The organism is Flavobacterium sp. HJSW_4, from assembly GCF_042436695.1.
In the GTDB taxonomy this organism is placed as follows: Bacteria; Bacteroidota; Bacteroidia; order Flavobacteriales; family Flavobacteriaceae; genus Flavobacterium.
The window spans coordinates 15,168-39,299 of sequence record NZ_JBHNPP010000026.1; the positions used below are offsets into that span (position 1 = coordinate 15,168).

19 protein-coding genes are annotated in these 24,132 nt (G+C 32.6%); 16 read left to right on the forward strand and 3 right to left on the reverse strand.

What is annotated here, in order from left to right:
- Positions 1–18: 18 nt before the first annotated feature.
- The 11 genes from ACE01P_RS19555 (at position 19) to rpe (ending at position 14,812) form a co-directional block, all read left to right on the forward strand.
- Positions 19–714, forward strand: a complete 696-nt coding sequence (locus tag ACE01P_RS19555; protein ID WP_379700724.1) for a hypothetical protein — start codon at positions 19–21, stop codon at positions 712–714.
- A gap of 174 nt (positions 715–888) precedes the next feature.
- The gene (gene rpsO, locus ACE01P_RS19560) at positions 889–1,155 is read left to right on the forward strand and encodes a 30S ribosomal protein S15 (RefSeq protein ID WP_099710550.1); all 267 of its coding nucleotides are present in this window, start codon (positions 889–891) and stop codon (positions 1,153–1,155) included.
- A gap of 180 nt (positions 1,156–1,335) precedes the next feature.
- Positions 1,336–3,471 (forward strand): polyribonucleotide nucleotidyltransferase, encoded by a 2,136-nt coding sequence (locus tag ACE01P_RS19565; RefSeq protein WP_379700725.1) that lies wholly within the window; start codon positions 1,336–1,338, stop codon positions 3,469–3,471.
- A 320-nt stretch (positions 3,472–3,791) separates the two neighbouring features.
- Positions 3,792–4,538, forward strand: a complete 747-nt coding sequence (locus ACE01P_RS19570; RefSeq protein ID WP_379700726.1) for a hypothetical protein — start codon at positions 3,792–3,794, stop codon at positions 4,536–4,538.
- A gap of 5 nt (positions 4,539–4,543) precedes the next feature.
- Positions 4,544–7,324 (forward strand): TonB-dependent receptor domain-containing protein, encoded by a 2,781-nt coding sequence (locus ACE01P_RS19575; protein WP_379700727.1) that lies wholly within the window; start codon positions 4,544–4,546, stop codon positions 7,322–7,324.
- Positions 7,325–7,331: 7 nt separating this feature from the next.
- Positions 7,332–8,519: a DUF4249 domain-containing protein gene (locus tag ACE01P_RS19580; protein ID WP_379700728.1), complete on the forward strand. Its 1,188-nt coding sequence runs from the start codon at positions 7,332–7,334 to the stop codon at positions 8,517–8,519.
- 56 nt (positions 8,520–8,575) lie between these two features.
- Positions 8,576–9,772 (forward strand): DUF4249 domain-containing protein, encoded by a 1,197-nt coding sequence (locus ACE01P_RS19585; RefSeq protein ID WP_379700729.1) that lies wholly within the window; start codon positions 8,576–8,578, stop codon positions 9,770–9,772.
- Between the two features lie 56 nt (positions 9,773–9,828).
- Positions 9,829–11,004 carry a DUF4249 domain-containing protein gene (locus ACE01P_RS19590; RefSeq protein WP_379700730.1) on the forward strand — a complete coding sequence of 392 codons (1,176 nt, stop codon included), beginning with the start codon at positions 9,829–9,831 and terminating at the stop codon, positions 11,002–11,004.
- Entirely contained in the window at positions 10,992–12,722 is a 1,731-nt protein-coding gene (locus ACE01P_RS19595) for a hypothetical protein (protein ID WP_379700731.1), read from the forward strand. Before ACE01P_RS19590 ends, ACE01P_RS19595 begins: the two co-directional genes overlap by 13 nt.
- Before the next feature lie 163 nt (positions 12,723–12,885).
- Complete coding sequence (locus ACE01P_RS19600; RefSeq protein ID WP_007804760.1) at positions 12,886–13,749, forward strand: RNA polymerase sigma factor RpoD/SigA; 864 nt, start codon at positions 12,886–12,888, stop codon at positions 13,747–13,749.
- A gap of 400 nt (positions 13,750–14,149) precedes the next feature.
- Positions 14,150–14,812, forward strand: coding sequence for a ribulose-phosphate 3-epimerase (gene rpe, locus ACE01P_RS19605; RefSeq protein ID WP_379700732.1), 663 nt, complete (start codon positions 14,150–14,152; stop codon positions 14,810–14,812).
- 79 nt (positions 14,813–14,891) lie between these two features.
- Here the strand turns inward: rpe and glsA are convergent, their stop codons facing one another.
- From glsA to ACE01P_RS19620, 3 genes are all read right to left on the reverse strand, one after another.
- Entirely contained in the window at positions 14,892–15,923 is a 1,032-nt protein-coding gene (gene glsA, locus ACE01P_RS19610) for a glutaminase A (protein ID WP_379700733.1), read from the reverse strand.
- 120 nt (positions 15,924–16,043) lie between these two features.
- Positions 16,044–16,835: a DNA/RNA non-specific endonuclease gene (locus ACE01P_RS19615; RefSeq protein ID WP_379700734.1), complete on the reverse strand. Its 792-nt coding sequence runs from the start codon at positions 16,833–16,835 to the stop codon at positions 16,044–16,046.
- Between the two features lie 91 nt (positions 16,836–16,926).
- Positions 16,927–19,110 (reverse strand): carboxy terminal-processing peptidase, encoded by a 2,184-nt coding sequence (locus ACE01P_RS19620; RefSeq protein WP_379700735.1) that lies wholly within the window; start codon positions 19,108–19,110, stop codon positions 16,927–16,929.
- Positions 19,111–19,323: 213 nt separating this feature from the next.
- Between ACE01P_RS19620 and surE the strand changes: the two genes are divergently transcribed.
- From surE to ACE01P_RS19645, 5 genes are all read left to right on the forward strand, one after another.
- Positions 19,324–20,103, forward strand: a complete 780-nt coding sequence (surE, locus tag ACE01P_RS19625; RefSeq protein WP_379700736.1) for a 5'/3'-nucleotidase SurE — start codon at positions 19,324–19,326, stop codon at positions 20,101–20,103.
- Entirely contained in the window at positions 20,096–20,365 is a 270-nt protein-coding gene (locus ACE01P_RS19630) for a hypothetical protein (protein ID WP_379700737.1), read from the forward strand. The genes surE and ACE01P_RS19630 overlap by 8 nt, the downstream gene beginning before the upstream one ends.
- Positions 20,366–20,432: 67 nt before the next feature.
- Positions 20,433–21,554, forward strand: a complete 1,122-nt coding sequence (gene lpxB / locus ACE01P_RS19635; RefSeq protein WP_379700738.1) for a lipid-A-disaccharide synthase — start codon at positions 20,433–20,435, stop codon at positions 21,552–21,554.
- A 5-nt stretch (positions 21,555–21,559) separates the two neighbouring features.
- A complete protein-coding gene (locus ACE01P_RS19640; protein WP_379700739.1) occupies positions 21,560–22,057 on the forward strand; it encodes a C40 family peptidase in 498 nt (165 codons plus the stop codon).
- A 50-nt stretch (positions 22,058–22,107) separates the two neighbouring features.
- Entirely contained in the window at positions 22,108–24,132 is a 2,025-nt protein-coding gene (locus tag ACE01P_RS19645; RefSeq protein ID WP_379700740.1) for a ComEC/Rec2 family competence protein, read from the forward strand.

The following is a 24,132-nucleotide window of genomic DNA, read 5'->3' on the forward strand; positions in this document are numbered from 1 at the left end:
GATAAAAAATAGCATTGAATGAAAAGAAACATCTTTCTCTTTTTACTTCTGATAATTTCAGTTCATCTGTCTGCGCAAATTAATATGGTGTCTAAGAAAATCTTTTTAGACTCCTTAAATCGTGAATGCACACCAGACAACCATGCCTACACAAGGGTAATTACCAATTACTCCCAGAAAAGCGTGCGTTATGTTGTAACCGATTTTTATAAAAATGGAAGAAAGAAAATGACGGGTTCTACCCTAGATCGCGATGTTTTAAAAAAAGACGGCGAGTTTATTTACTATTATAAAAACGGAGCAAAAGAAACTGTTGTCAATTATTCTGAAGATCACAAAAACGGAAAAGAGATTAATTGGTACGAAAACCAAAGCAAAAAGTGCGAGAAACAGAATCTTTGGGATCCAAAAACCAAGAAAACACAAACTTTGGTTCTTAACTGCTGGGATGAAGACAAAAGCCAGACCGTAGTTGACGGAAATGGGAATTATGAAGAAAAAGACCCGTTTGTAACACAAAAAGGAACTCTAAAAGACGGATTGAAACAAGGTGTTTGGGAAGGAAGCGATGCCGTTCGAAAAACCACATTTGTAGATAATTATGATCATGGAGTTTTAATTTCGGGCGTAAGCACTGATGCAAACAATGTTAAATTCTCCTATTCCACTTTAAGTGAAAAGCAATCTGGAAAAAAAGCTCAGAAGTTAAAGTAAAAAAGACTGAAATTAGATAAAAAATAAGGCATGTAAATCATTAAAAACAAATTTCTTACCCCTTATTTTTAGATTCTTTTATTTTTTTTTGATTTTTCTGTTTTTTTAATCTAATTTTGCACCCGTCTTACAAAAGTTGTACGACATACATAAAAATCATTAAATAATATTGGAATGTATTTAAGCAAAGAAAAGAAAGAAGAGATTTTCGCACAACACGGTGGTGCAACAAACACTGGAAGCGCAGAAGGTCAAATTGCATTGTTCACTTATAGAATTTCTCACTTAACTGAACACTTGAAAAAAAATCGTCACGATTACAACACTGAGCGTTCTCTTGTACTATTAGTAGGTAAAAGAAGAGCTTTGTTGGATTACTTGAAAAAGAAAGAGATCAACAGATATCGTGAGATTATCAAAGTATTGAATATCAGAAAATAATCAATATAGAAAAGAGGTGCGAAAGTGCCTCTTTTTGTTTTTAGATTATAGCCGTTTATAATAAGCATATTACAAGAAAAAAAGTTTGGTTTTTCATTGGGTTTTAGATAACAACAACTACACACAACAACAACTACAACACAACTAAAACCCATTGTATAATCAATAAGGAAAAAATTTATGATTCCACAATTATTTGTAGAAAAGATCGATTTAGGTGATGGCAGAAGCATCACAATCGAGACAGGACGTTTAGCAAAACAAGCTGATGGTTCTGTAGTAGTTAGAATGGGCGACACAATGATTCTTGCAACAGCAGTTTCAGCTCGCACATCAAACCCAGGCGTTGATTTCTTACCGTTAACGGTAGATTACCGCGAAAAATTCGCAGCAGCAGGTCGTTTCCCTGGAGGTTTCTTTAAAAGAGAAGCACGTCCAAGCGACAGCGAAGTATTAACAATGAGATTAGTTGACCGTGTATTGCGTCCGCTTTTCCCAGACGATTACCATGCTGAAACACAAGTTATGATTCAGTTAATGTCTCACGACGAAACTGTTATGCCAGACGCTTTAGCTGGTTTAGCGGCTTCTGCAGCATTAGCAGTTTCAGACATTCCATTTTACAACTTAATTTCTGAAGTTCGTGTTGCACGTATCGACGGAAAATTGGTTATCAACCCAAGTAGAGAAGAATTAGAAAAATCAGACATCGACATGATGATTGGAGCTTCTATGGATTCTGTAGCAATGGTTGAAGGTGAGATGAAAGAAATTTCAGAAGCTGAAATGATCGAAGCTATTAAATTCGCTCACGAAGCTATCAAAGTTCAAATTCAGGCTCAATACCGTTTACAAGAAGCTTTTGGTAAAAAAGAAATTCGCACTTACGAAGGTGAGAAAGAAAACGAAGAAATTTACAAAAAAGTAAAAGAAGCGGCTTACGATAAAATTTATGCTATTGCTAAAGTTGGTTCTGCTAAACACGAAAGAGGTGCTGCATTTGCTGAAGTAAAAGAAGAAGTTAAAGCTTTATTTACTGAAGAAGAATTAGCTGCTGATGGTGATTTAGTTTCTAAATATTTCTACAAAACAAACAAAGAAGCTGTTCGTAATGTAGTTTTAGAATTAGGAGTTCGTTTAGATGGTAGAAAAACTACAGACATCAGACCAATCTGGTGTGAAACTGATTATTTACCAAGAGTTCACGGATCTTCTTTATTTACACGTGGAGAAACTCAAGCTTTGGCTACAGTAACTTTAGGAACTTCTAGAGAAGCTAACCAAATCGATTCTCCATCTGAACAAGGTGAAGAGAAATTCTACTTACACTATAACTTCCCTCCTTTCTCAACTGGTGAAGCAAAACCATTAAGAGGAACTTCAAGAAGAGAAGTTGGTCACGGTAACCTGGCTCAAAGAGCATTAAAAAATATGATTCCTGCAGATTGTCCTTACACAATCCGTGTTGTTTCTGAGGTTTTAGAATCTAACGGTTCTTCTTCTATGGCAACAGTTTGTGCTGGAACAATGGCTCTTATGGATGCTGGAGTTCAAATGGTAAAACCAGTTTCTGGTATTGCTATGGGATTAATTACTGATGGCGAAAAATTTGCTGTGTTGTCTGATATCTTAGGAGATGAAGATCACTTAGGAGATATGGACTTTAAAGTAACTGGAACTGCTGACGGTATCACTGCTTGTCAAATGGACATCAAAATTGATGGTTTACGTTATGACATTATGGAACAAGCTTTATCTCAAGCTCGTGACGGACGTTTGCATATTTTAGGAAAATTAACTGAAACTATTGCTGCACCTAGAGCTGACGTAAAAGCACACGCACCAAAAATCATTACAAGAACTATTCCTGGAAACTTTATTGGAGCTTTAATTGGACCTGGTGGAAAAGTAATTCAAGAATTACAAAAAGCTACTGGAACAACTATTGTAATCAACGAAGTTGACGAACAAGGTGTTATCGAAATTTTAGGTACAGATCCTGCTGGAATTGAAGCGGTATTAGCAAAAATTGCTTCTATCACTTTCAAACCTCAAATGGGAGAAGCTTATGAAGTTAAAGTAATTAAAATGCTTGATTTTGGAGCTGTAGTTGAATATACTGCTGCACCAGGAAATGAAGTATTGCTTCACGTATCTGAATTAGCTTGGGAACGTACTGAAAACGTTGCTGACGTAGTTAAAATGGGAGATGTTTTCCAAGTGAAATACTTAGGAGTTGACCCTAAAACTAAAAAAGAAAAAGTGTCTAAAAAAGCACTAGTTCCAAGACCTCCACGTGAGGAGAAAAAAGAGTAATCAGATCTTAGTTTACTAAAGGTTTATTCATAGAAAACCCCAATTCATTTATTTGAATTGGGGTTTTTCAATTTCTATACATTTCATTATTTTTTTTATTCCTACAAAAGAGATCTTTTCTATGTAAAATCAAAAATTTAGCATGTCAAAGTCATTTTTCTAATATTTTGACAAATATTCTAAATTTTAATACTTCTACAATGCCTTTTAGAGGCCTCTAGAAGTTTTTTATCACAATTTAACAAATTAGCGTTTTATTTGTAACCTTTTTTTTATACTTTTGAAATCTTCCAAAACAACCAATAAAACCATTAAATCCTTTGAAAAATTACCAAAAAAAAATCGTTTTTCTCATTTTATTTGAATTATTCTTAAACATTCATCCGATCCAGAGTCAAACTAGTAATGATATCAATACTTACAATTGGTTTGATACTACTGTAGGCAGAAGCAATCTGGATATTAACAATGGGGTACCACACACAAATTCATTCAGAACTCTAAGCACTGACATTCATTTGTATTTAATAAATAAATACGAGTTGGGTAGAGTCACCTACGAAAACCAAACTTATTATGATGTCAAACTTAAATATGACATTTATAGAGATATCTTGGTTTTAAATCCTGATGGAGGTTCAGAAAATATTGGTATAAATCTAATCCAAAACAAAGTCAGTTCATTTTCTATAAAAGATAAAAATTTTATCAAAAGAGAAAGAAAGACCGAAGATATTCCTGAAGCTACAACAGGCTACTATGAAGAAAGCAAAATTGCTCCAGAATTAGTTTTGTATATCAAACATCATAAAGACATGCAGAAAACAATTTACGAAAGCAGTCTTTATTTTACTTTCAAAGAAAACAACTCTTATTTTATTGATTTAAAAGGTAAAATTTATGCAATAAGAGGCAAAAGCGACCTTGTAAAATTATTTCCAGAACAAAAAAAGCAAATCAATGGGTTTTATTTATTGAACAGAGAACTAAGAAATTCCGACTTGGACCAATTCATGAAAAATTTGATGAAATATACTTTTAACTCTCTTTCAATATCAAGCAAATAAAACAAATGAAAAAATTTTTACTCTCCTTACTTATCGTTTTCTCTTTTCAATTGTCTTTTGCACAAAATACGAATGAGAAATTATCTATCACTTTTAAAGACGAAACATTAGCCAATGCGCTTAAACGCATTGAAGAAGCATCTTCATATAAATTTTACTTTGACCCAACATGGATTAATGCCGAAAAAGGATTAATCTCAGGGACTTATACTGATATAAAAATCGATGATTTACTTGATAAAGTATTAAGTAAAACAGATTTAAACCATATCATTCTAAAAAACAAAGTAATCTTTACTCTAAACAGTACTATTCACGATACTTTACCAGCAAATTATTTTGCTGATGCTCCAGTTGAAACAAATCGAAAGGATAGTGACAGTGAGAATCCTGTATTCCACCAGCAATATGATACCTTAAGCAACTATACGGTAAACAAAAAGTCTGCAATTGTTTTTATTGGTAAAGAAAACAAAGAGTCTACTAGAAGAACTTTTACCGTTTCTGGAACTATCAGAAATGAAGAAACAGGTAAAGCAGAAGCAAATATTTATATTAAGGTTAGAAATAAAAACATAAATACTTCTACTGATCCTGACGGAAATTATACTTTACAACTTCCTAGAGGTATTAATATTATTGAAATTAAATCTCTAAGCCATAAAGAAGCAGTTAGAACTTTGATGGTTTATGATGATGGACAATTTGATGTTAACATCAACGAAAAATCAAATCAGCTTGATGAAGTTGTAATTAAGAAAAAAGGACAAAAAACTACTGAAACTACTGTTTCTGGTCTAGTTTCTATTGATATTGAAGGAATTAAAAATGTGCCTTTAATTCTTGGTGAAAGAGATATTCTTAAAGTAGCGACTACTTTTCCTGGTATTAAAACTACCGGTGAGGGTTCTGCTGGATTTAACGTTCGAGGTGGAAAAGATGATCAAAACTTGATCCTTATGGACAATGCAGTATTGTATAATCCGCAACACTTTTTAGGATTCTTCTCTGCGATTAACCCTTATACAACAAAAAAAGCTGACATCTACAAAGGAAGTATTCCTGCTGATTTTGGAGGAAGATTATCTTCTGTATTTGATATCACAACAAAAAATGGTAACCCAGAAAAATTCTCCGGAGAAGGTGCTATTGGCCCTATTACTTCAAATCTTACTCTTAGTGTTCCAATCGAAAAAAATAAATCTAGTATTATTGTCGGAGGACGTGCAACATATTCTGATTGGATTTTAAAGGCTCTTGATAATGAAGATTTAAAAAACAGCCAAGCAGGATTTTATGATGGAATTCTAAAATACAACAATGCCATCAATGCAAATAACAATTTAGAAGCTACTGCATATTATAGCCATGACCGTTTCAGTTTAAGTTCTGACTCTATTTTCAAATACAGCAACAGATTAGCTTCTCTTAAATGGGATCATACTTTTAACAAAAAAAGTAAAGCAGCTTTTATTTTTACAAATAGTGAATATAAATTCAATATCGACTATGATACTGATGACATAAATTCATTTGATTTTGGTTACAAAGTGAACGAATCTCAATTTCAAGCGAAATTCAATTATCAGATTCACCCGAAACATACTTTATCTTATGGTATTGCTAGTAAATTGTACAATATTTCACCTGGCTATCAACATCCTACAAAACCAGAAGCTACTTTAATTTCAACAGACATTGAGAAAGAAAAAGCATTAGAGTCTGCAGCTTATTTATCGGACAGCTTTAAATTCAACGATAAATTACTTATCGATTTTGGACTAAGGTATTCTTATTATATGGCATTAGGACCTGGAAATGTGAATAGTTATGCACCTGGTTTACCATTAAGTGATGAAACAGTAACAGGAACAACGACTTATAAAAATAATGAAGTTATACAAACATATGGCGGATTGGAGCCTCGTATTGCTGCGCGTTATTTCCTTACAGAAGATCTTTCTGTAAAAGCAGGTTACGATGTTACTCGTCAGTACATCCATTTATTATCAAGCAACGTTACACAATCTCCAACAGATACTTGGAAATTGTCTGACTCGAATGTAAAACCGCAAACTGCTCAACAGGTATCTTTGGGATTATTTAAAACTTTAAAAGACGAAGAATACGAAGTAAGTTTAGAAGGATATTACAAAAAATCTAAAAACATTCTAGACTATAAAGTTGGCGCTCAGTTATTGCTGAATCAAAATGTTGAAACTGAACTTTTACAAGGTGAAGGAAAAGCATACGGAGTTGAGTTATTGTTAAAAAAATCAACTGGAAGATTAAACGGTTGGGTTGGATATACTTATTCTCGTACCTTTATCAAACTTGATAGCCAGTTTAGTTCAGAAATTGTAAATAACGGAGAATATTTCCCTGCTAACTTTGATAAGCCTCATGATTTAAGCGCAATCTTAAACTATAGATTTACAAAACGTTACAGTTTATCAACGAACTTCTTATATCAAACAGGAAGACCTATAACATACCCTATCGGTACTTTCCAATATGGAAATTCAGAATATACTTTGTATAGCGACAGAAATGCTTATAGAATTCCAGATTATATTCGTTTAGATATCGGAATTAACATTGAAGGAAATCATAAAATTAAAAAGTTAGCGCATAGTTTCTGGAATATTTCTATTTACAATGTTCTAGGAAGAAACAATCCTTATTCTATTTATTTCGTAACAGATCCAAGTGGAAAAGTAAAAGGTTATAAAACATCTATTTTCTCAATACCAGTCCCAAGTATTACGTATAATTTTAAATTTTAGTATTAAAATGAAAAATTACGGTTTATACAAGATTCTTATTATACTTGTAGCTGCTATCGTATTTAATAGTTGCTCTGAAGCATATCCGTTAGTAACTAACAGATTTGAAGATGTTTTAATTGTTGAGGCTAATCTAACTAATGAGCTCAAAAAGCAAGAAGTAAAACTGACCAAATCTGCAAAGTTTGAAGATGAAGATTATCAGCCTGAAACCGGAGCAGAGGTTTTTATTACTGATGATGCTGGAAATAAGTATAGTTTTAGTGAAGATTCTGGAAAGTATGTTTCATCCGTAGAATTTCAGGCAGTTTCTAATACGAAATATCAATTACACATTAACACGAAAGACGGAAGGTCTTTTGCATCATCACCAGAAACACTTACTACTATTACACCTATGCAAAGTGTAGTAGCTGCAATTGAACAAAAAGATGATATTAATGGTGTTGGTATCCGTATAAGCAGCTTTGATCCTACGGCCACATCTACATATTACAGATATGAATATGAGGAAACCTATAAGGTTATTGCACCAAAATGGATGCCAATAAAACTTGACGTAAGTACTGGATCTCCAGTCTTGGTTCCAAATTCATCAGATACTAAGACTTGTTATGGTTCTAAAAAAAGCATTGGATTAATGCTGGTAAATACTAATAAACTGAAGGAGGATCGCGTAGATTATTTAATTCGATTTATTAATGATCAAGATTATATTATTACAACCAGATACTCCATTTTTGTTAGACAATATGTAGAAAGTCTTGCTGCTTACAACTATTACAACACGCTGAATAAAACGGCAGTTTCTGGAGGAACTATTACTTCTCCAACTCAGCCAGGTCTTTTGTTAGGCAATTTAAGATCAACTAATGGAGACAGTAAAATATCAGGATATTTTGATGTATGCTCAGTATCTACGGAACGAATTTATTTTAATTACGAAGATTTATTCCCAGGTAAATTCCCTCCTCCTTATGCTGTTGATTGTACACAATTTTGCTACGAAAAAGAATCTTATAATCCTGTTCCTTGTACACATTGTTGCCATTACTTAGAAGATTTGCCTCGAGGAATAATAACTTATTATTCAGGAGACGGAATCAAATCTCTTGAAACGTATTGGGTTGACGCTCCTTGTGGTGATTGTACAAAAATCGCTTCTAACATAAAGCCTACTTTTTGGGTAGATTAAGTAAAAATTATCTAAGTTTTAAAAGATTAAATCAACTTAAAAAGAATTATCAAGCAATGAAATTTCGTTTAATAAAAAATATAATTCTATTATCGTTTCTTACAGCTTTCTTTAATAGCTGTACAGAAGCATATCCGCTAGTTACAAACAGATTTGAAGAAGTAATTATAGTAGAAGCCAACCTAACCAATGAGCTTAAAAAACAGGAAATAAAACTTACCAAATCTGCTAAGTTTGAAGACGAAAGCTACCTTTCAGAAAGCGGGGCCGAAGTTTTCATTACAGATGATACTGGCAATCAGTATAATTTTAGTGAAGATTCTGAAAAATACCTATCGGATATAGAATTTCAGGCAGTTCCAAACACTAAATACCAATTACACATAAAAACTAAAGACGGCAGGTCTTTTGAGTCATCTCCAGAAACACTTACAACTGTAACCCCTATACAAAGTGTAGTAGCCGCAATTGAAGAAAAAGATGGAATAAATGGTGTTGGTATTCGTGTATACAGCTTCGATCCTACCGACACATCAACTTATTATAGATATGAGTATGAAGAAACTTACAAAGTTATTGCGCCAAAGTGGAAACCTACAAAAATCGAATGGGTTTCTAGTACAAATTCTCCAATTTTTGTTCCAAATTCACCAGACACAAAAACCTGTTATGGCTCTAAAAAAAATGTAGAATTAATGCTGCAAAGCACTAACAACCTAAAAGAAGACCGTATAGATTATCTTATTCGTTTTATTAATGACCAAGATTACATAATTACACACAGATATAGTATTTTGGTTAAACAATATGTAGAAAGTCAAGCAGCATATAATTATTATAACACCTTAAAAAAAACTGCTGCCTCTGGAGGCACAATCGTTTCTCCTACTCAGCCAGGTTTTTTATTGGGAAATTTAAGAGCTGTTAATAGCGATAGTAAAATCTCAGGATATTTTGATGTATGCTCAGTATCGACAGAACGAATTTATTTCAACTATGAGGATTTATTTCCTGGGAAATTTCCACCTCCATACATTGTAGAATGCAAAGAATTTTGCTACTCAACAGATGAGGCTTTAGTTCCTGATCCTTGCTCGCACTGGGGACATTATGGAGACGATTTATCTCTTGAGAAAATAACCTATTTTTCAGGAACAGGAAGTGGCGGTTTTACCTATTGGGTTGATGCGCCATGTGGAGACTGTACAAGAATCGCATCAAGTATAAAACCTCCGTTTTGGATAGATAATTAAATAATTATGATTTTTTATAAAAATCAAGACCAGATTAAATCGAATATATTTAAGCCATGAAATTTCATATAATAAAAAATACAATCCTTCTAACACTTCTTACAATCCTCTTTAGTGGTTGTACAGAAACATATCCGCTTTTAACCAATACTTATGAAGAAATAATAGTCGTTGAAGCAACATTAACAAATGAACTCAAAAACCAAGAAATAAAAATTACTAAAACTTCAAAATTTGAAGATGAAGAAGTAGCTGTTGAAAGTGGCGCTAAGGTTATTGTTAGAGATGACCAAAGAAATGAATACCTATTTGCAGAAAGTTCAGGAGTATATAAATCTCAAGTAGCTTTTGAGGCTCTTCCAGATGTAAAATACACTTTGGAAATTACTACTAAAGATGGAAAAATTTATCAATCAAACCCGCAAACGTTGACAACAGTGAATCCAATTCAAAGTGTTGTTCCTGCTCTCGCTGTAAATAAAGACAATGAAACTGGTATTCAAATTAATGTCAATAGTTACGATCCAACAAGGTCTTCAAACTATTATAGATACGAATATGAAGAATCGTATAAAATTGTTGCGCCACGATGGTCTTCATTAAAAATTATTGCAACTAGTTTACAAACTGTTGATTTAATTAATAACGACCCAAATACTAGAACTTGCTATTCTACTAATAAGTCTACAAATATTATTTTAGTAAACACTAACGATCTAACGGAAGATCGCGTAAACTTACCTATACGATTTATTGAAGAAAAAAATTACATTATTGGCCACCGTTACAGCATATTAGTAAAACAATATATAGAAGGTTTAGAAGCTTACACTTTTCACAAAACATTGAGAGATATAGCAAGTTCAGAAAGCATTTTGTCTCCAAAACAGCCAGGTCTGATTTCTGGAAACATAAGATGCATTAATGATTCCTCAACAAAAGTCATTGGATTCTTTGACGTAGGATCTTATTCTGAGCAAAGAATATTTTTTAATTATAGCGATTTTTTCCCAAATAAACCTATTCCCTATTTCAACACTTGCGAAGACATTCCGTACTTATTTTGTTTTGGCGGAATAGATTGTAGCGGAGAAACAATGATTTACAATATAAATAAGAACCTAAACACCTACATATCAAACAGTGGCATTGCTTATACCTTAGTAGATGCTGTTTGCGGAGACTGTACATCTTTTTCATCTAACATAAAACCACCATTTTGGATAGACTAAAACACATCATTTTATTGCTTGTATTAATTAATACACAATTTAGCAGAGCACAACAAACAATTTCTTTAGATGAAACGCTATATGTTCATTCTAATGCTACATCATTTGTTACGGGAGAAACTGTATTATACAAAGTTTACTGCCTAAAATCGTCTGACAAGACACCAAGTAACATAAGCAAGATTGCGTATGTAGAAATTGTTGATAACAACCATAAATCGGTTTTTAAAACTAAAATTTCACTCGAAAATGGAGTTGGACAAGGTGATTATTTTATTCCGACAACGGTAAAAACGGGTAGTTATAAATTAGTTGGATATACAAATTGGATGCTGAACAAACCTATTTCTGAATTGTTCCAATTGGATATCAACATTATTAATCCGTATAAAACGGATGAAAAAACTAATACTGAAAAGGTTTTAACCAGCAGTTCAAAAGCAAACGCTTCGGAAAATTTAAAAAACGAAAATATAGCTCTTAACCTGAATAAAAAGACGTTTACAAATAGAGAATTGGTTGATTTAAAATTTCAATCTTCTAATGCCGATTTTAAAAACGGAAATTACTCTCTTTCTGTTAGAAAACTAGATAACATTCCGGCTTCAGATAAAATCTCTGCTGTTAGATTTGCTTCAAATCCATCTTATCCAATGGCATTAGATACGCAAAAACAAGATCAGAAAATAGTGTTGCCAGAACTTCGAGGTGAAATTATTTCTGGAACAATTTCAGCAAAAAATAGCACCGAAAAAATTGCAAATGTTTCTGTTGGATTATCAATTCCAGGAAAATCTTTTTCTTTCCAAGTTACCAAAACCGATATGTATGGAAATTTCATCTTCAATATTGGAAAAACATTTTACACCCCAAATATCATTTTACAGATTATAGATGAAAAAGCAAGCGGTTATAACCTTGTTGTAAATAACAGTCCTGAAATAGATTATTCTAAATTATCTTTCGAAAAAAACACAAGTCTATCTTATGCATTTAAAGAGAGTTTGTTGGAAAGATCTGTTTCTAGCCAAGTTGAAAACGCATATTTTTACAAAAAAGTAGACAATATCGAAAAAACTCCTTCTACAGATGCATTCTACTATCCGTTGCCAAAAGAGTATATTTTAGATGACTTTACCCGTTTCAAAACATTAAAAGAAACAATTACTGAGGTTGTAGTAGAAATTTATTCTAAACAAAAAGACAATAATCTTTATTTGCATGTAACCGATCCTAGTGTTTTCCCACAACTTCCAGAATCTGCACTTGTTCTTGTAGATGGAGAATATGTAGAAAATGCAAATGATTTGGCATTATACAGCATGAAAAATGTCTACAAAATCGAACTTATAATAGGAAGATATTTTGTAGGGCCAAGATCTTTTAACGGGTTAATTAGTTTTACAACTTTTAATAAAGACTTTAAAAGCACTCAAACTGGAAGTTTTATCGCAAAACCAACTGTTTTAAGACCGCAACCTAAAAAGATTTACAATAAAGTGAAATACGAAAGCGGTTCTGACAATGACAGAATTCCAGATTTTAGAAACCAATTGCTTTGGAATCCTGATGTTCAGTTAAACAATGATGCTGAAACTTCTTTTTACACTTCAGATTTATCTGGAACTTTTGAAATTAGACTGGAAGGTTTCACCAAAAACGGAATTCCGGTGTCAATTACAGAAAATATTGAAGTGCAAAACACTAATATAAATTAAAATGTAGTTTTCATAAAAACCATAACACACACAAAACCTGCCCTCTAAAGGCAGGTTTTTGTTTTTTTTCAATTATTTAAAAAATATTTTTAGTAAATTGTAACTTTTTCGACATTCCTTACGTATAATCATTTGTACACTTTAAAAATAGGGAGACAACAACATGAGACAACTTAAAATCACCAAGCAGGTAACTAATCGTGAAACTGCATCGTTAGATAAATATCTACAAGAAATTGGAAAAGTTGACCTAATTACCGCTGATGAAGAGGTAGAATTAGCACAAAGAATAAAGGCTGGTGATCAAAGAGCTTTAGAAAAACTAACAAAAGCCAACCTACGTTTCGTAGTATCTGTGGCTAAACAATATCAAAATCAAGGATTAACTCTTCCGGATTTAATTAATGAAGGAAACTTAGGTTTAATTAAAGCGGCTCAACGTTTTGATGAGACTCGTGGTTTTAAATTCATTTCTTACGCTGTATGGTGGATTCGTCAATCGATTCTTCAAGCTTTAGCTGAACAATCTCGTATTGTACGTTTACCATTAAATAAAATTGGTTCTATCAATAAAATCAACAAAATGTATGCGTTATTAGAGCAATCTAATGAGCGTCCGCCTTCTGCTGAGGAAATTGCAAAAGAACTTGACATGACTGTTAACGACGTAAAAGAGTCTATGAAAAACTCTGGACGTCACCTATCTATGGATGCTCCTCTTGTTGAAGGAGAAGATTCTAACCTTTATGACGTATTACGTTCTGGTGAATCTCCAAATCCAGATAGAGAATTAATTCACGAATCTCTTCGTACTGAAATTGAACGTTCTTTAGAAACACTAACTCCAAGAGAGGCTGATGTTGTTCGTTTGTATTTTGGACTTGGCGACCAACACCCAATGACTCTTGAAGAAATTGGTGAAACTTTCGACCTAACTCGTGAGCGTGTTCGTCAGATTAAAGAAAAAGCAATCCGTCGATTGAAACACACTTCTAGAAGTAAAATCCTTAAAACATACTTAGGATAAAACAATATTTGTTTCAGGTTTAAAGTTTCAGGTTGCTGTTGTAACTTGGAACATGAAACATGAAACCTTTGTAACGCAAACAACAGTTTGATTGACTGTTCGTTTTTTGATTGATGATTGAAACTCCGGCTGATTACCGGAGTTTTTTATTTTTATCCCAAAAGATATTTTTACCGCAAAGCACGCAAAGAATTACACAAAGGTGCCATTTAAAAAATACACTCGCAAAGTCGCAGAGTCGCAAAGAGCAATAAACTTTGCGACTCTGCGACTTTGCGACTTTGCGAGATTCTAAAAAAAACTTCGCGAACTTTGCGTAATTCTTTGCTTGCTTTGCGGTTAAATTTCAATCCAAATCATAAAAAAATTATCTTTGTAAAGAAAAACAACACACTACAAAATGAAAAACACATTTATTGCTCCTTCAGTTCTTGCAGCAGATTTTGGTAATTTACAGCGTGATGTCGAAATGATTAATAACAGTCAAGCTGATTGGTTTCATATCGATATTATGGATGGAGTTTTTGTTCCGAATATTTCTTTTGGAATGCCCGTTTTAGAAGCCATTTCAAAACATGCAAAAAAATACATCGATGTGCATTTAATGATTATCGACCCTGATCGTTACATTAAAACTTTCGCCGATTTAGGAGCAAATGGACTTACTGTACATTACGAAGCTTGCACACATTTACACAGAACACTTCAAGCAATAAAAGCAGAAGGAATGAAAGCTGGTGTTGCCATGAATCCGCATACCAATGTTGACTTGCTAGAAGACGTTATTAATGATATTGACATAGTTTGCATTATGAGTGTAAATCCTGGATTTGGAGGACAATCATTCATTGAAAACACTTACGATAAAGTAAAGAAACTAAAAGCTTTAATTACGCGCAAAAACGCTTCAACACTAATCGAAATTGACGGTGGTGTAACAAGCAAAAATGCAAAACAATTAATAGAAGCTGGAGCAGATGTTTTGGTTGCGGGAAGCTTTGTTTTTAAAGCCGAGAACCCAACGCAAACCATTGCCGAGTTAAAAACTCTTACTAGTTTTTAATTTTTTATCTAAACACATAAAATCAAAAAGTCCTAAAAATAATTTTAGGACTTTTTGATTTATCATACTATATCAATCTTTATTTAGGCTCAATCCAATATGGATTTGCCTTAAGTTCTTCAACAATATATTGAATAACTTTCTGCGCCTTTAAACTGTTCCCAAATTTATCTAAGGGAGGCGAAATAACAGCGATTCCAAATTTACCTGGACATACTGCCAACATTCCTCCGCCAACACCGCTCTTTGCAGGAAGACCTGAATTAAACAACCAAATACCTGAATTATCATAGAGACCTGCAGTTGCCATTACTGGCAATGTGTACATAACTGTAGATTGGCTTACAACCTTTTTCTTAGTAACCGGATTAACTCCACCATTTGCAAGTGTGGCAGCCATTGTTGCTAAATCTTTTGCATTAACATTCAATGCACATTGTTTTGTATAAATATCCGTAGCTTGAACAGGATCAAAGTACATTCTTCCATAAGCTAATAATAAATGCGCAATAGCCTGATTACGCAAATTATCTCCTGCCTCACTAATATAAACAGGACGATTTATAGAAAGTTGTCTTCCTGCAAAATCGCTTTGGATTTTCATAATTTCTTTCCATTTTGCTATAGAGTCATTACCTTGCACAAGACTCGTTGCTGCGATCGCACCTGGATTCACAAGAGGGTTAATTTTATCGCCTTTATGCATTTCTATTGCAACAATAGAATTAAAAGGTAATCCTGTCGCATCTACACCTATTTTATCTTGTAAAACTAAAGGACCTTGTTCTTCAATTACTTTGGCCATTGTAAACACTTTCGATATACTTTGTATAGAAACCATCGAAGTTATGTCACCTTTAGTATACACCTTTCCGTCTGTAGTAATGAGTGCGATTCCAAAAATATTAGGATCAACATTGGCTAGTTCTTTAATATAGTCAGCGTTTTTTCCTCCTTGTAAATCTTTAAATTTATTAAAGGCGTTATTAAGAACACTTTCTATATTTTGCTTTGCTAATGTTGTTTGAGAGTAACCCTGATTTATGATGAAAGCGATCATCAGAACAACAAAAATCATTTGTTGCTTTATTCTAAGAAAAATGTAATACATGATATTTTTGGTTTAAAATTAGTCTTTTAAACAGGCAAATAAAAATTACCTTTTATTTTTCATGTAAACACATTCCTTTAAATGCCACTTATAAAACAGATAATCAATGTAATATTTAAATTAAAAATTTTTATCGCTTTTCAAATTTTTCAGATTCGGAAAGAAATCAATTCCTGTCATTTTTTCTAAAGTCTCAATCGGAACAACAAAATCATAGATCGATTTATCACTTTTTTCGTTTGGAACCAAGAAAGCAATTGCTTTGTGCTCTTTACCGTTTTTAGCCAAAATAATTTTATAAAAATACTTAGGAACAGCGACTTTTTCTGTTCCTATCTTTTTATCTGAATCTTTCGCAATTCCGCCAGTCACAACATAAATATCATTGTATTTTCCAGCCCAATACCGCGTCTTCTGCTCTATTCTATTCCAAATTCCAGAATTAAATTCTTTTTTCTGTGGAGAAATATTCGAAGTATAAAAAGTATCGTTGTAAGCGTCTTTGCTAAACTCCATGTCTCCAGCTGGACAAAGATGCCCTTTATCATAACCTGAATTTTTATAATTTCTCCAATCTGCAGAACCTGTAGTTACACTTGGATCTTCAATAAAATAAGGTCTTTTAAAATCATTATTTTTTAAATATTCCTTTTTCAACTCGTACGCCACCCATTCTGCCTGTTCAAACTTCTCATTATACGATAAAGTATAATATTGATGTTTTACAATTTGTTTTGTTGTCGAAGTTGGCAAATAAGCAACCGTATATACAGAATCTGAATCTGTACTAGAAGAATTTCCTTTAAAAGAAACCGCTTCAGCGCTACTTACTTTTTCATTGATTTCTGCATTCTCTTTTTTACAAGAAAACAATGCAAAACACGTTAAAATCAAACTTAGACAAACTTTCATAATTCTATTTTTATAAGTTAAACTTACAAAAAAACGCTCCATAAATTCAAAATTTATAGAGCGTTTTTAACAAATTAAATTCTCTTCGAATTTAAGACTTCACTAGTTTATCCTTTTTCATTTTAGGATTCACTGTATTTTTTACCAAACTTTTAGTTTGCAAATCGTCTAATACATTTAAAGCTTCTTCTACATAAACATCTTTAGATAAAGCCTGATGCCATGCATCTCTTTTTTCTTTTAAAGATGCGTCTGCTTTCATTTCTTCATCTTCATAAGGAAGCGATTTAAAGATCAAATCGTTTTTGTAATCAGAAATTGGTTTGTATTTTTTTCCTTCGTTTTCAACTTGTTCCTGAGTTTCTTTAAAACTCTTAATATTCAAGCTGTATACGTTTTCTTTATTTTTAACATCAATCCATTTCGCATTATCATCAATTAATTTAAATTGAGGGTTTTGGGCGATTCTATTTTTACTGTTATTAATTGCTTTAGCAAAATTCTCATTAGAAGTCCAAGTGCTGTAATCTGCTGGATCAATTTTATCCCAAGGCATTGCATTGTCAATATCTCTTTCTCCCATTTTTAAGTAAGCATAACGATCTGGCATTACAACATCGCTATGAACCCCTTCTAATTGAGTAGAACCTCCGTTAATTCTATAAAACTTCTGTCCTGTAATTTTTAAAGCTCCAAGATCTCCATAGTTTGCATTACGTACAAACTGATTTAAATCTAATACGTTTTGTACTGTTCCTTTACCGTAAGTTTGTTTACTTCCGATAATTACACCACGTTTGTAATCCTGAATTGCAGCCGCTAAAATCTCAGATGCCGATGCAGAAAAACTGTTCACCATGATAACCAATGGGCCATCCCACTCGATTTTTTTGTCTTTATCGTATAAAACTTCTTTCTTTTTACCCGCAGATTTTACCTGAACAATTGGTCCTTCTTCAATAAATAAACCTGCAATATCAACTACTGTAGAAAGAGATCCTCCACCGTCATCACGAACGTCTAAAACAATACCGTTAACGTTTTCTTGTTTCAATCTTTCCACTTCACGAGCAATATCTTTTCCTGCATCACGTCCGTCTTTATTTTCAAAATCGATATAAAATTTAGGAAGATAAATTACTCCATATTTTAAACCATTTTTCTCAACAACACTAGATTTAGCATAAGTTTCTTCGATTTCGACAACATCACGAATGATCGAAATCACTTTGATAGAACCGTCAACTTTTTTAACTGTAAGTTTTACTTCAGTTCCTTTGTGACCTTTAATTTTCTTCACAACATCGTCCAAACGCATTCCAACAACATCAACAGGTTCCTCGTTCCCTTGAGCAACTTTCAAGATTAAATCTCCTGCTTCTAGTTGTTTTCCTTTCCAAGCTGGACCTCCAGAAATTAATTCATCAATTTGAGTGAAATCATTTTTCTTAGTCAAACGAGCTCCAATACCTTCTAATTTACCACTGATATTTACATCAAAACGATCTTTTTCTTCAGGTGCAAAATAGCTTGTGTGCGGATCAAAACGAGCCATAATAGAATTCAAATACACTGAAAACCAATAATCTCTATTCAAATCTTTAATTACGCTAAAATTATCATCAAGAGATTTTAAAGAACTTTCGCGAGTTTCTTTTTCTAAAGTTTCAAAAGATTTCTCTTTGTAAGCTGGATCTTTTTTCTTCTTTTCTTCTTCAATTTTTTGTTTTGTAACTAAAGAAGAAAGAGTAGATAATTTGATTTGTTTTCTCCATCTTTCATTAATCTCTGCTAAGTTTTTTGCATACGGAATTTTCTCGTAATCAGCATCAAAAGTCTCATCAACATTGTAGTTAAATGGCTGAGCTAAAATCGTTTTGTAACGTTTTTTGCTTTCTTCCATACGTTTCATCAATCTTGTATAAGTAAGATTAAAAAACGTGATATCTTTATCCAAAAACTGATTGTCAAGCATTAATTCATACTGCTTGAATTCGTCAATATCAGACTGAAGAAAAAATCTTTTTGAAGGGTCTAGAGCATCAATATAATCTTTAAAAATACCTTTAGAAAATTCATCATTTATTTCTGATGGGCTATAATGTCCTTTTTCAATAACAAATGCTAGTAATTCTAAAAGTGTCTTGTCTCTGTTCGGATCTGGGTCGATTGTCCTATCAGCATTCATCTTAAATGCAAACAATGTAAGCGATAAGCACAATACGGCTATGAGTATCTTATAATTTCTTTTCATAAACTTTATAATAGCATTCATCAATTTTTTTATCTAAGTTACGTTAAAAACTATGCCACGAGAGCTAACGTCACGATAATTTTTTGTTAAAGATATAAAAATGTTTAATTCGCAAAAAAGTTCTTTACCTTAGTTGACAAATTTTACATTATTTGTGACTTATCCCCCGTAATTAGTCACTTTATTTGTTTTTAAAATCTTACAATTGTTAAAATTACACATAATTTCCTTAAAATGAAAACTGACAAACCTTTAATATTAGTCACAAACGATGACGGAATCTTAGCTCCAGGAATACGCGCACTTATAAGCGTTATGGAAACAATCGGAGATGTAGTCGTTGTTGCGCCAGACAAGCCACAAAGCGCAATGGGGCATGCTATTACTATTAATAATACCTTATTTCTAGATAAAATTTCTAAAGAAAATGACGCAATTGCAGAATACAGCTGTTCTGGCACTCCCGTTGATTGTGTAAAATTGGCAGTAAACGAGATTTTGAAGCGCAAACCCGATTTATGCGTTTCAGGAATAAACCACGGATCGAATTCTTCTATCAATGTTATTTATTCTGGAACCATGAGTGCGGCCGTAGAAGCTGGAATTGAAGGCATTCCGGCAATCGGATTTTCTCTTTTGGATTTTGATTGGAATGCTGATTTTGAACCAATAAAATCTTTCGTAAAAAAAATCACTTTAGAAACCTTAGCTAATAAACTGCCTCTTGGAGTGGTTTTAAATGTGAATTTCCCAAAATTAAAAGAGTCCGAAATTAAAGGAATTAAAGTTTGTCGTCAAGCGAAAGCCTACTATGCGCAGAAATTCGACAAGAGACAAACCCCTTTTGGGAAAGATTATTACTGGCTAGCAGGAAAATTTGTAAACGAAGACAAAGGCGAAGACACCGATGAATGGGCTTTGGCAAACGGATACATTTCTGTAGTTCCGGTACAATTTGACTTGACTGCACACCACTCTATTCAGCAACTTAACACTTGGAAATTAAATGACTAAAGAAATACTAATCGGTTTTTTAATCGGAATTTTTACTGCTCTTTTAGGAAGCTATTTGTTCATTACTTTTTTTACCACTTTTGATATTTCATCTGGAATTCAAATGATTAGAGAACATGGATATATGGGAAAAATAATCACTCTTGGAACGCTTTTAGATCTTGGTGTATTTACCATTCTCTTAAAAAGAAACAAAGAGTTTATGGCTCGAGGTGTAATTTTAGCCGTGATTGTATTGGCAATTTCAACATTAGTTATTTAAATCTTATCTTTGCTAAGTTACCGCTTTCGCGAATTTACAACTTTAGCACTTATACAAAAAAACCAACATGAAGTATTACATAATTGCAGGTGAAGCCTCTGGAGATTTACATGGTTCAAATTTAATGAAGGCATTGTATGTCGAAGATCCAGAAGCAGAAATTAGATTTTGGGGCGGAGATTTAATGCAAAAAGCAGGTGGAACTCTAGTAAAACACTATCGCGATCTAGCTTTTATGGGCTTTATTGAAGTGGTTTTCAATTTAAAAACCATTTTAAACAATATTAAAATCTGTAAAAAAGACATCTTAGAGTTTCAGCCAGATGTAATTATTTTTATTGATTATCCTGGTTTTAATATGCGAATTGCAAAATGGGCAAAAGCATTAAACTATAAAACGCATTATTATATTTCTCCACAAATTTGGGCTTGGAAAGAAAATCGAATTAAAGCAATCAAACAAGACGTTGATAAGATGTATGTTATTTTGCCTTTTGAGAAAAGCTTTTATGAAGACAAGCATCATTTTCCAGTAGATTTTGTTGGACATCCGCTTATTGATGCTATTCAGAATCAGCCTGCTTTTGATGAAGCTTTATTTAGAAAAGAAAATAATTTAGGCGAAAAACCAATTATTGCCGTTCTGCCAGGAAGCCGTAAACAGGAAATTACAAAAATGCTGAGCGTAATGTTGAGCGTTGTTGATGATTTTCAAGATTATGAATTTGTGATCGCAGGCGCTCCAAGTCAGGAATATGAGTTTTATCAGCAGTTTCTAAAAAACAAAAACATTGCGTTTGTTTCGAACAAAACATACAACTTATTACGTTCTGCAACAGCTGCGCTAGTTACTTCTGGAACGGCAACTCTAGAAACAGCTCTTTTTAAAGTTCCCGAAGTGGTTTGCTATAAAGGAAGCGAAGTTTCTTATCAGATTGCAAAACGCATTATTACTTTAAAATACATTTCTCTTGTCAATTTAATTATGGATCAAGAAGTTGTGACCGAATTAATCCAGGCTGATTGTAATAAAAAAAGAATTAAAGAAGAGCTTCAAAAATTATTAGAGCCAGACTATCGCAATAAAGTGCTACATAATTACGATATATTAGAACAAAAACTTGGCGGAGTTGGAGCTAGTAAAAACACAGCAAAACTCATTGTTGCCGATTTAAAACAAAATAACTAACTGATTTGAAAAGAATTGTAATTTTCCTGCTTTTAGCAATTGCTTTTACTTCTTGTAAATCGACTTCGACAGCAGTGTCTAAAAGTGGCACAAAAACCGAATCGAAAAAAGAAAACAGAGCTTTGGTTAACACTTTAATCGAAAAAGCGACTGATAATATTGGCGTTCGTTATAAAGCAGGAGGAACTACAAAAAGCGGTTTTGATTGTTCTGGACTTGTTTATACCACTTTTCAAAGTGAGAGCATCCAACTTCCGAGAAGCTCTTACGATCAGGCAAAAATTGGAAAAGTTATTCCTTTAAATGATGCTAAAAAAGGCGATCTAATTTTCTTTAAAACTAACAAAAGTAGACAAATCAATCACGTTGGACTAATCACAGAAGTCAATTCTGACGAAATAAAATTTGTTCATTCTTCTACTTCAAAAGGTGTAATTATTTCCTCTACTAAAGAACCTTATTATAAAAACTCTTTTGAGCAGGTAAATAGAGTTCTTCCATAAAAATATATTTTTTTATTATTTTTCTTACAAATATTTGATACTTTTAAACCATGAAAGTATTAGATTTTCCGTTAGTAAAAATTACAATTGCCTTTATCCTTGGCATAATAGCCTCTTATTATCTCGATTTTTCAATTCCGATAATTATTTTTTCGCTTTCGCAAAGCCTTATCGCATTTTGTGGCGCTTTCTTTTGGAGTTTACAACGCAGTAAAAAATCCATCCTATTCGGAGTTTTGAGTTGTGTTTTAGCCTTTAGCATTGGAGCTTTTACAATTATAAGCCACACTGAAAGCCTTCAAAAAGACAATTACACACATTGTAAATCTGCATTTGATAAGCAACAATCTATCACTTTAATTCTTAGAGAAAAATTAAAAAGCAACGATTACAGCAATCGCTACATTGGTCTTATAAAAACGATTTCAGGAAAAAACTATACTGGAAAAGTAATTGTAAATGTTCAAAAAGACAGCAGCAACAATGATCTGATTGTAGGAAACAGCATCAAACTTCAAACGGTTTTACAGCAAAACAAACCAAGTAAAAACCCAAACCAGTTTGACTACAGCAGATATTTGGCCAACAAACAAATCTATGCGCAGATTTATTGCCAGAAAAAAGAGGTTTTAGTTAGCAAAACAATTCAAAAAGACATTTGGTATTTCTGTGCCAAACTACATTCTAGGATAATTTCCAATCTTGAAAAATCAAAATTCAATCAAGAGGAAATGAATGTTGCTTTAGCACTAATTTTAGGACAACAGCAAGAGATTTCACAAGATATTATTCAGGATTATCAATATTCTGGAGCTACCCATATTTTATCTGTTTCTGGGCTTCATGTGGGCTTTATAATGCTTTTTATAACTTTCATACTCAAACCAATTCCAAACACAAAAAAAGGTTCCTTTTTTAAACTAGCTTGTATTCTAATTTCATTGGCTGGTTTTGCTATTATTTCAGGTTTATCGCCTTCTGTTTTAAGATCTGTAGTCATGTTTTCATTCCTAGCAATTGGAAATCATTTACGTCGAAATGGAAATATCTATCACACTTTATTAGTTTCCATTTTACTGATATTGCTTTTTGAACCATATTTCTTATTTGATGTTGGCTTTCAATTAAGTTACATCGCATTGTTTTTCATTCTTTGGCTACAGCCTATTTTAAAAAATATTTACAAACCAAAAAACAAATTGACGATTTACGTTTGGGAAGCTTTGACAGTTTCTTTTGCTGCTCAAATTGGCACATTACCTTTATGCCTTTATTATTTTCATCAATTTCCAGGATTATTTTTTGTCACCAATATCATTATACTTCCCATTTTATCTTTCATTATGATTGCTGGAATTGTAGTTATGATTATTGCCATATTTTCGAGTCTGCCATTATTCATGATACTAATTTTTGAGAAAAGTATTTATTTGCTAAATCTCATGATTCATTCTGTAGCTTCTGTAGACTCATTTGTTATTCGAGATATTAGCTTTAATTCCTATCATTTATGGGCATTTACATTCATGATAATTGGCACAATCATCTGGATAAAAAAACCAAGCTTTAGCAAACTTATATTGGTATTCGCTTCGATTATTATGATTCAGTTTTCCTTTATTATAACCAAAATAAAAACTGAAAAGGAAGAAGAATTGATTGTCTATAACGAAAGAAACAATACACTTATTTCTGAACGATTAGGAAGAAATATTATGCTTTTTACTAGGGATACTGCCATTGATAATAACAGAAATATAAATTCCTATCTAGTAGGAAATTCTATTAAGCTGTCTAAAATAAAAGCAATTAAAAATGTGCTTTATTTTAAAAACACCAAAATTCTAATTATTGACAGCTCTAAAACTTTTTCAGAAAAAATTAAACCTGATATTTTAGTTCTTACTCAAACTTCAAAAATAAATCTGGATCGATTACTGCAAAATATACAGCCGAAAATTGTTATTGCAGATGGGTCAAATTCGAACTCAATTCAGAAATGTTGGAAAAATAGTTGTCTGAAAAAAAATATCCCTTTTCATTCAACAAAAGAAAAGGGATATTATAGATTATAG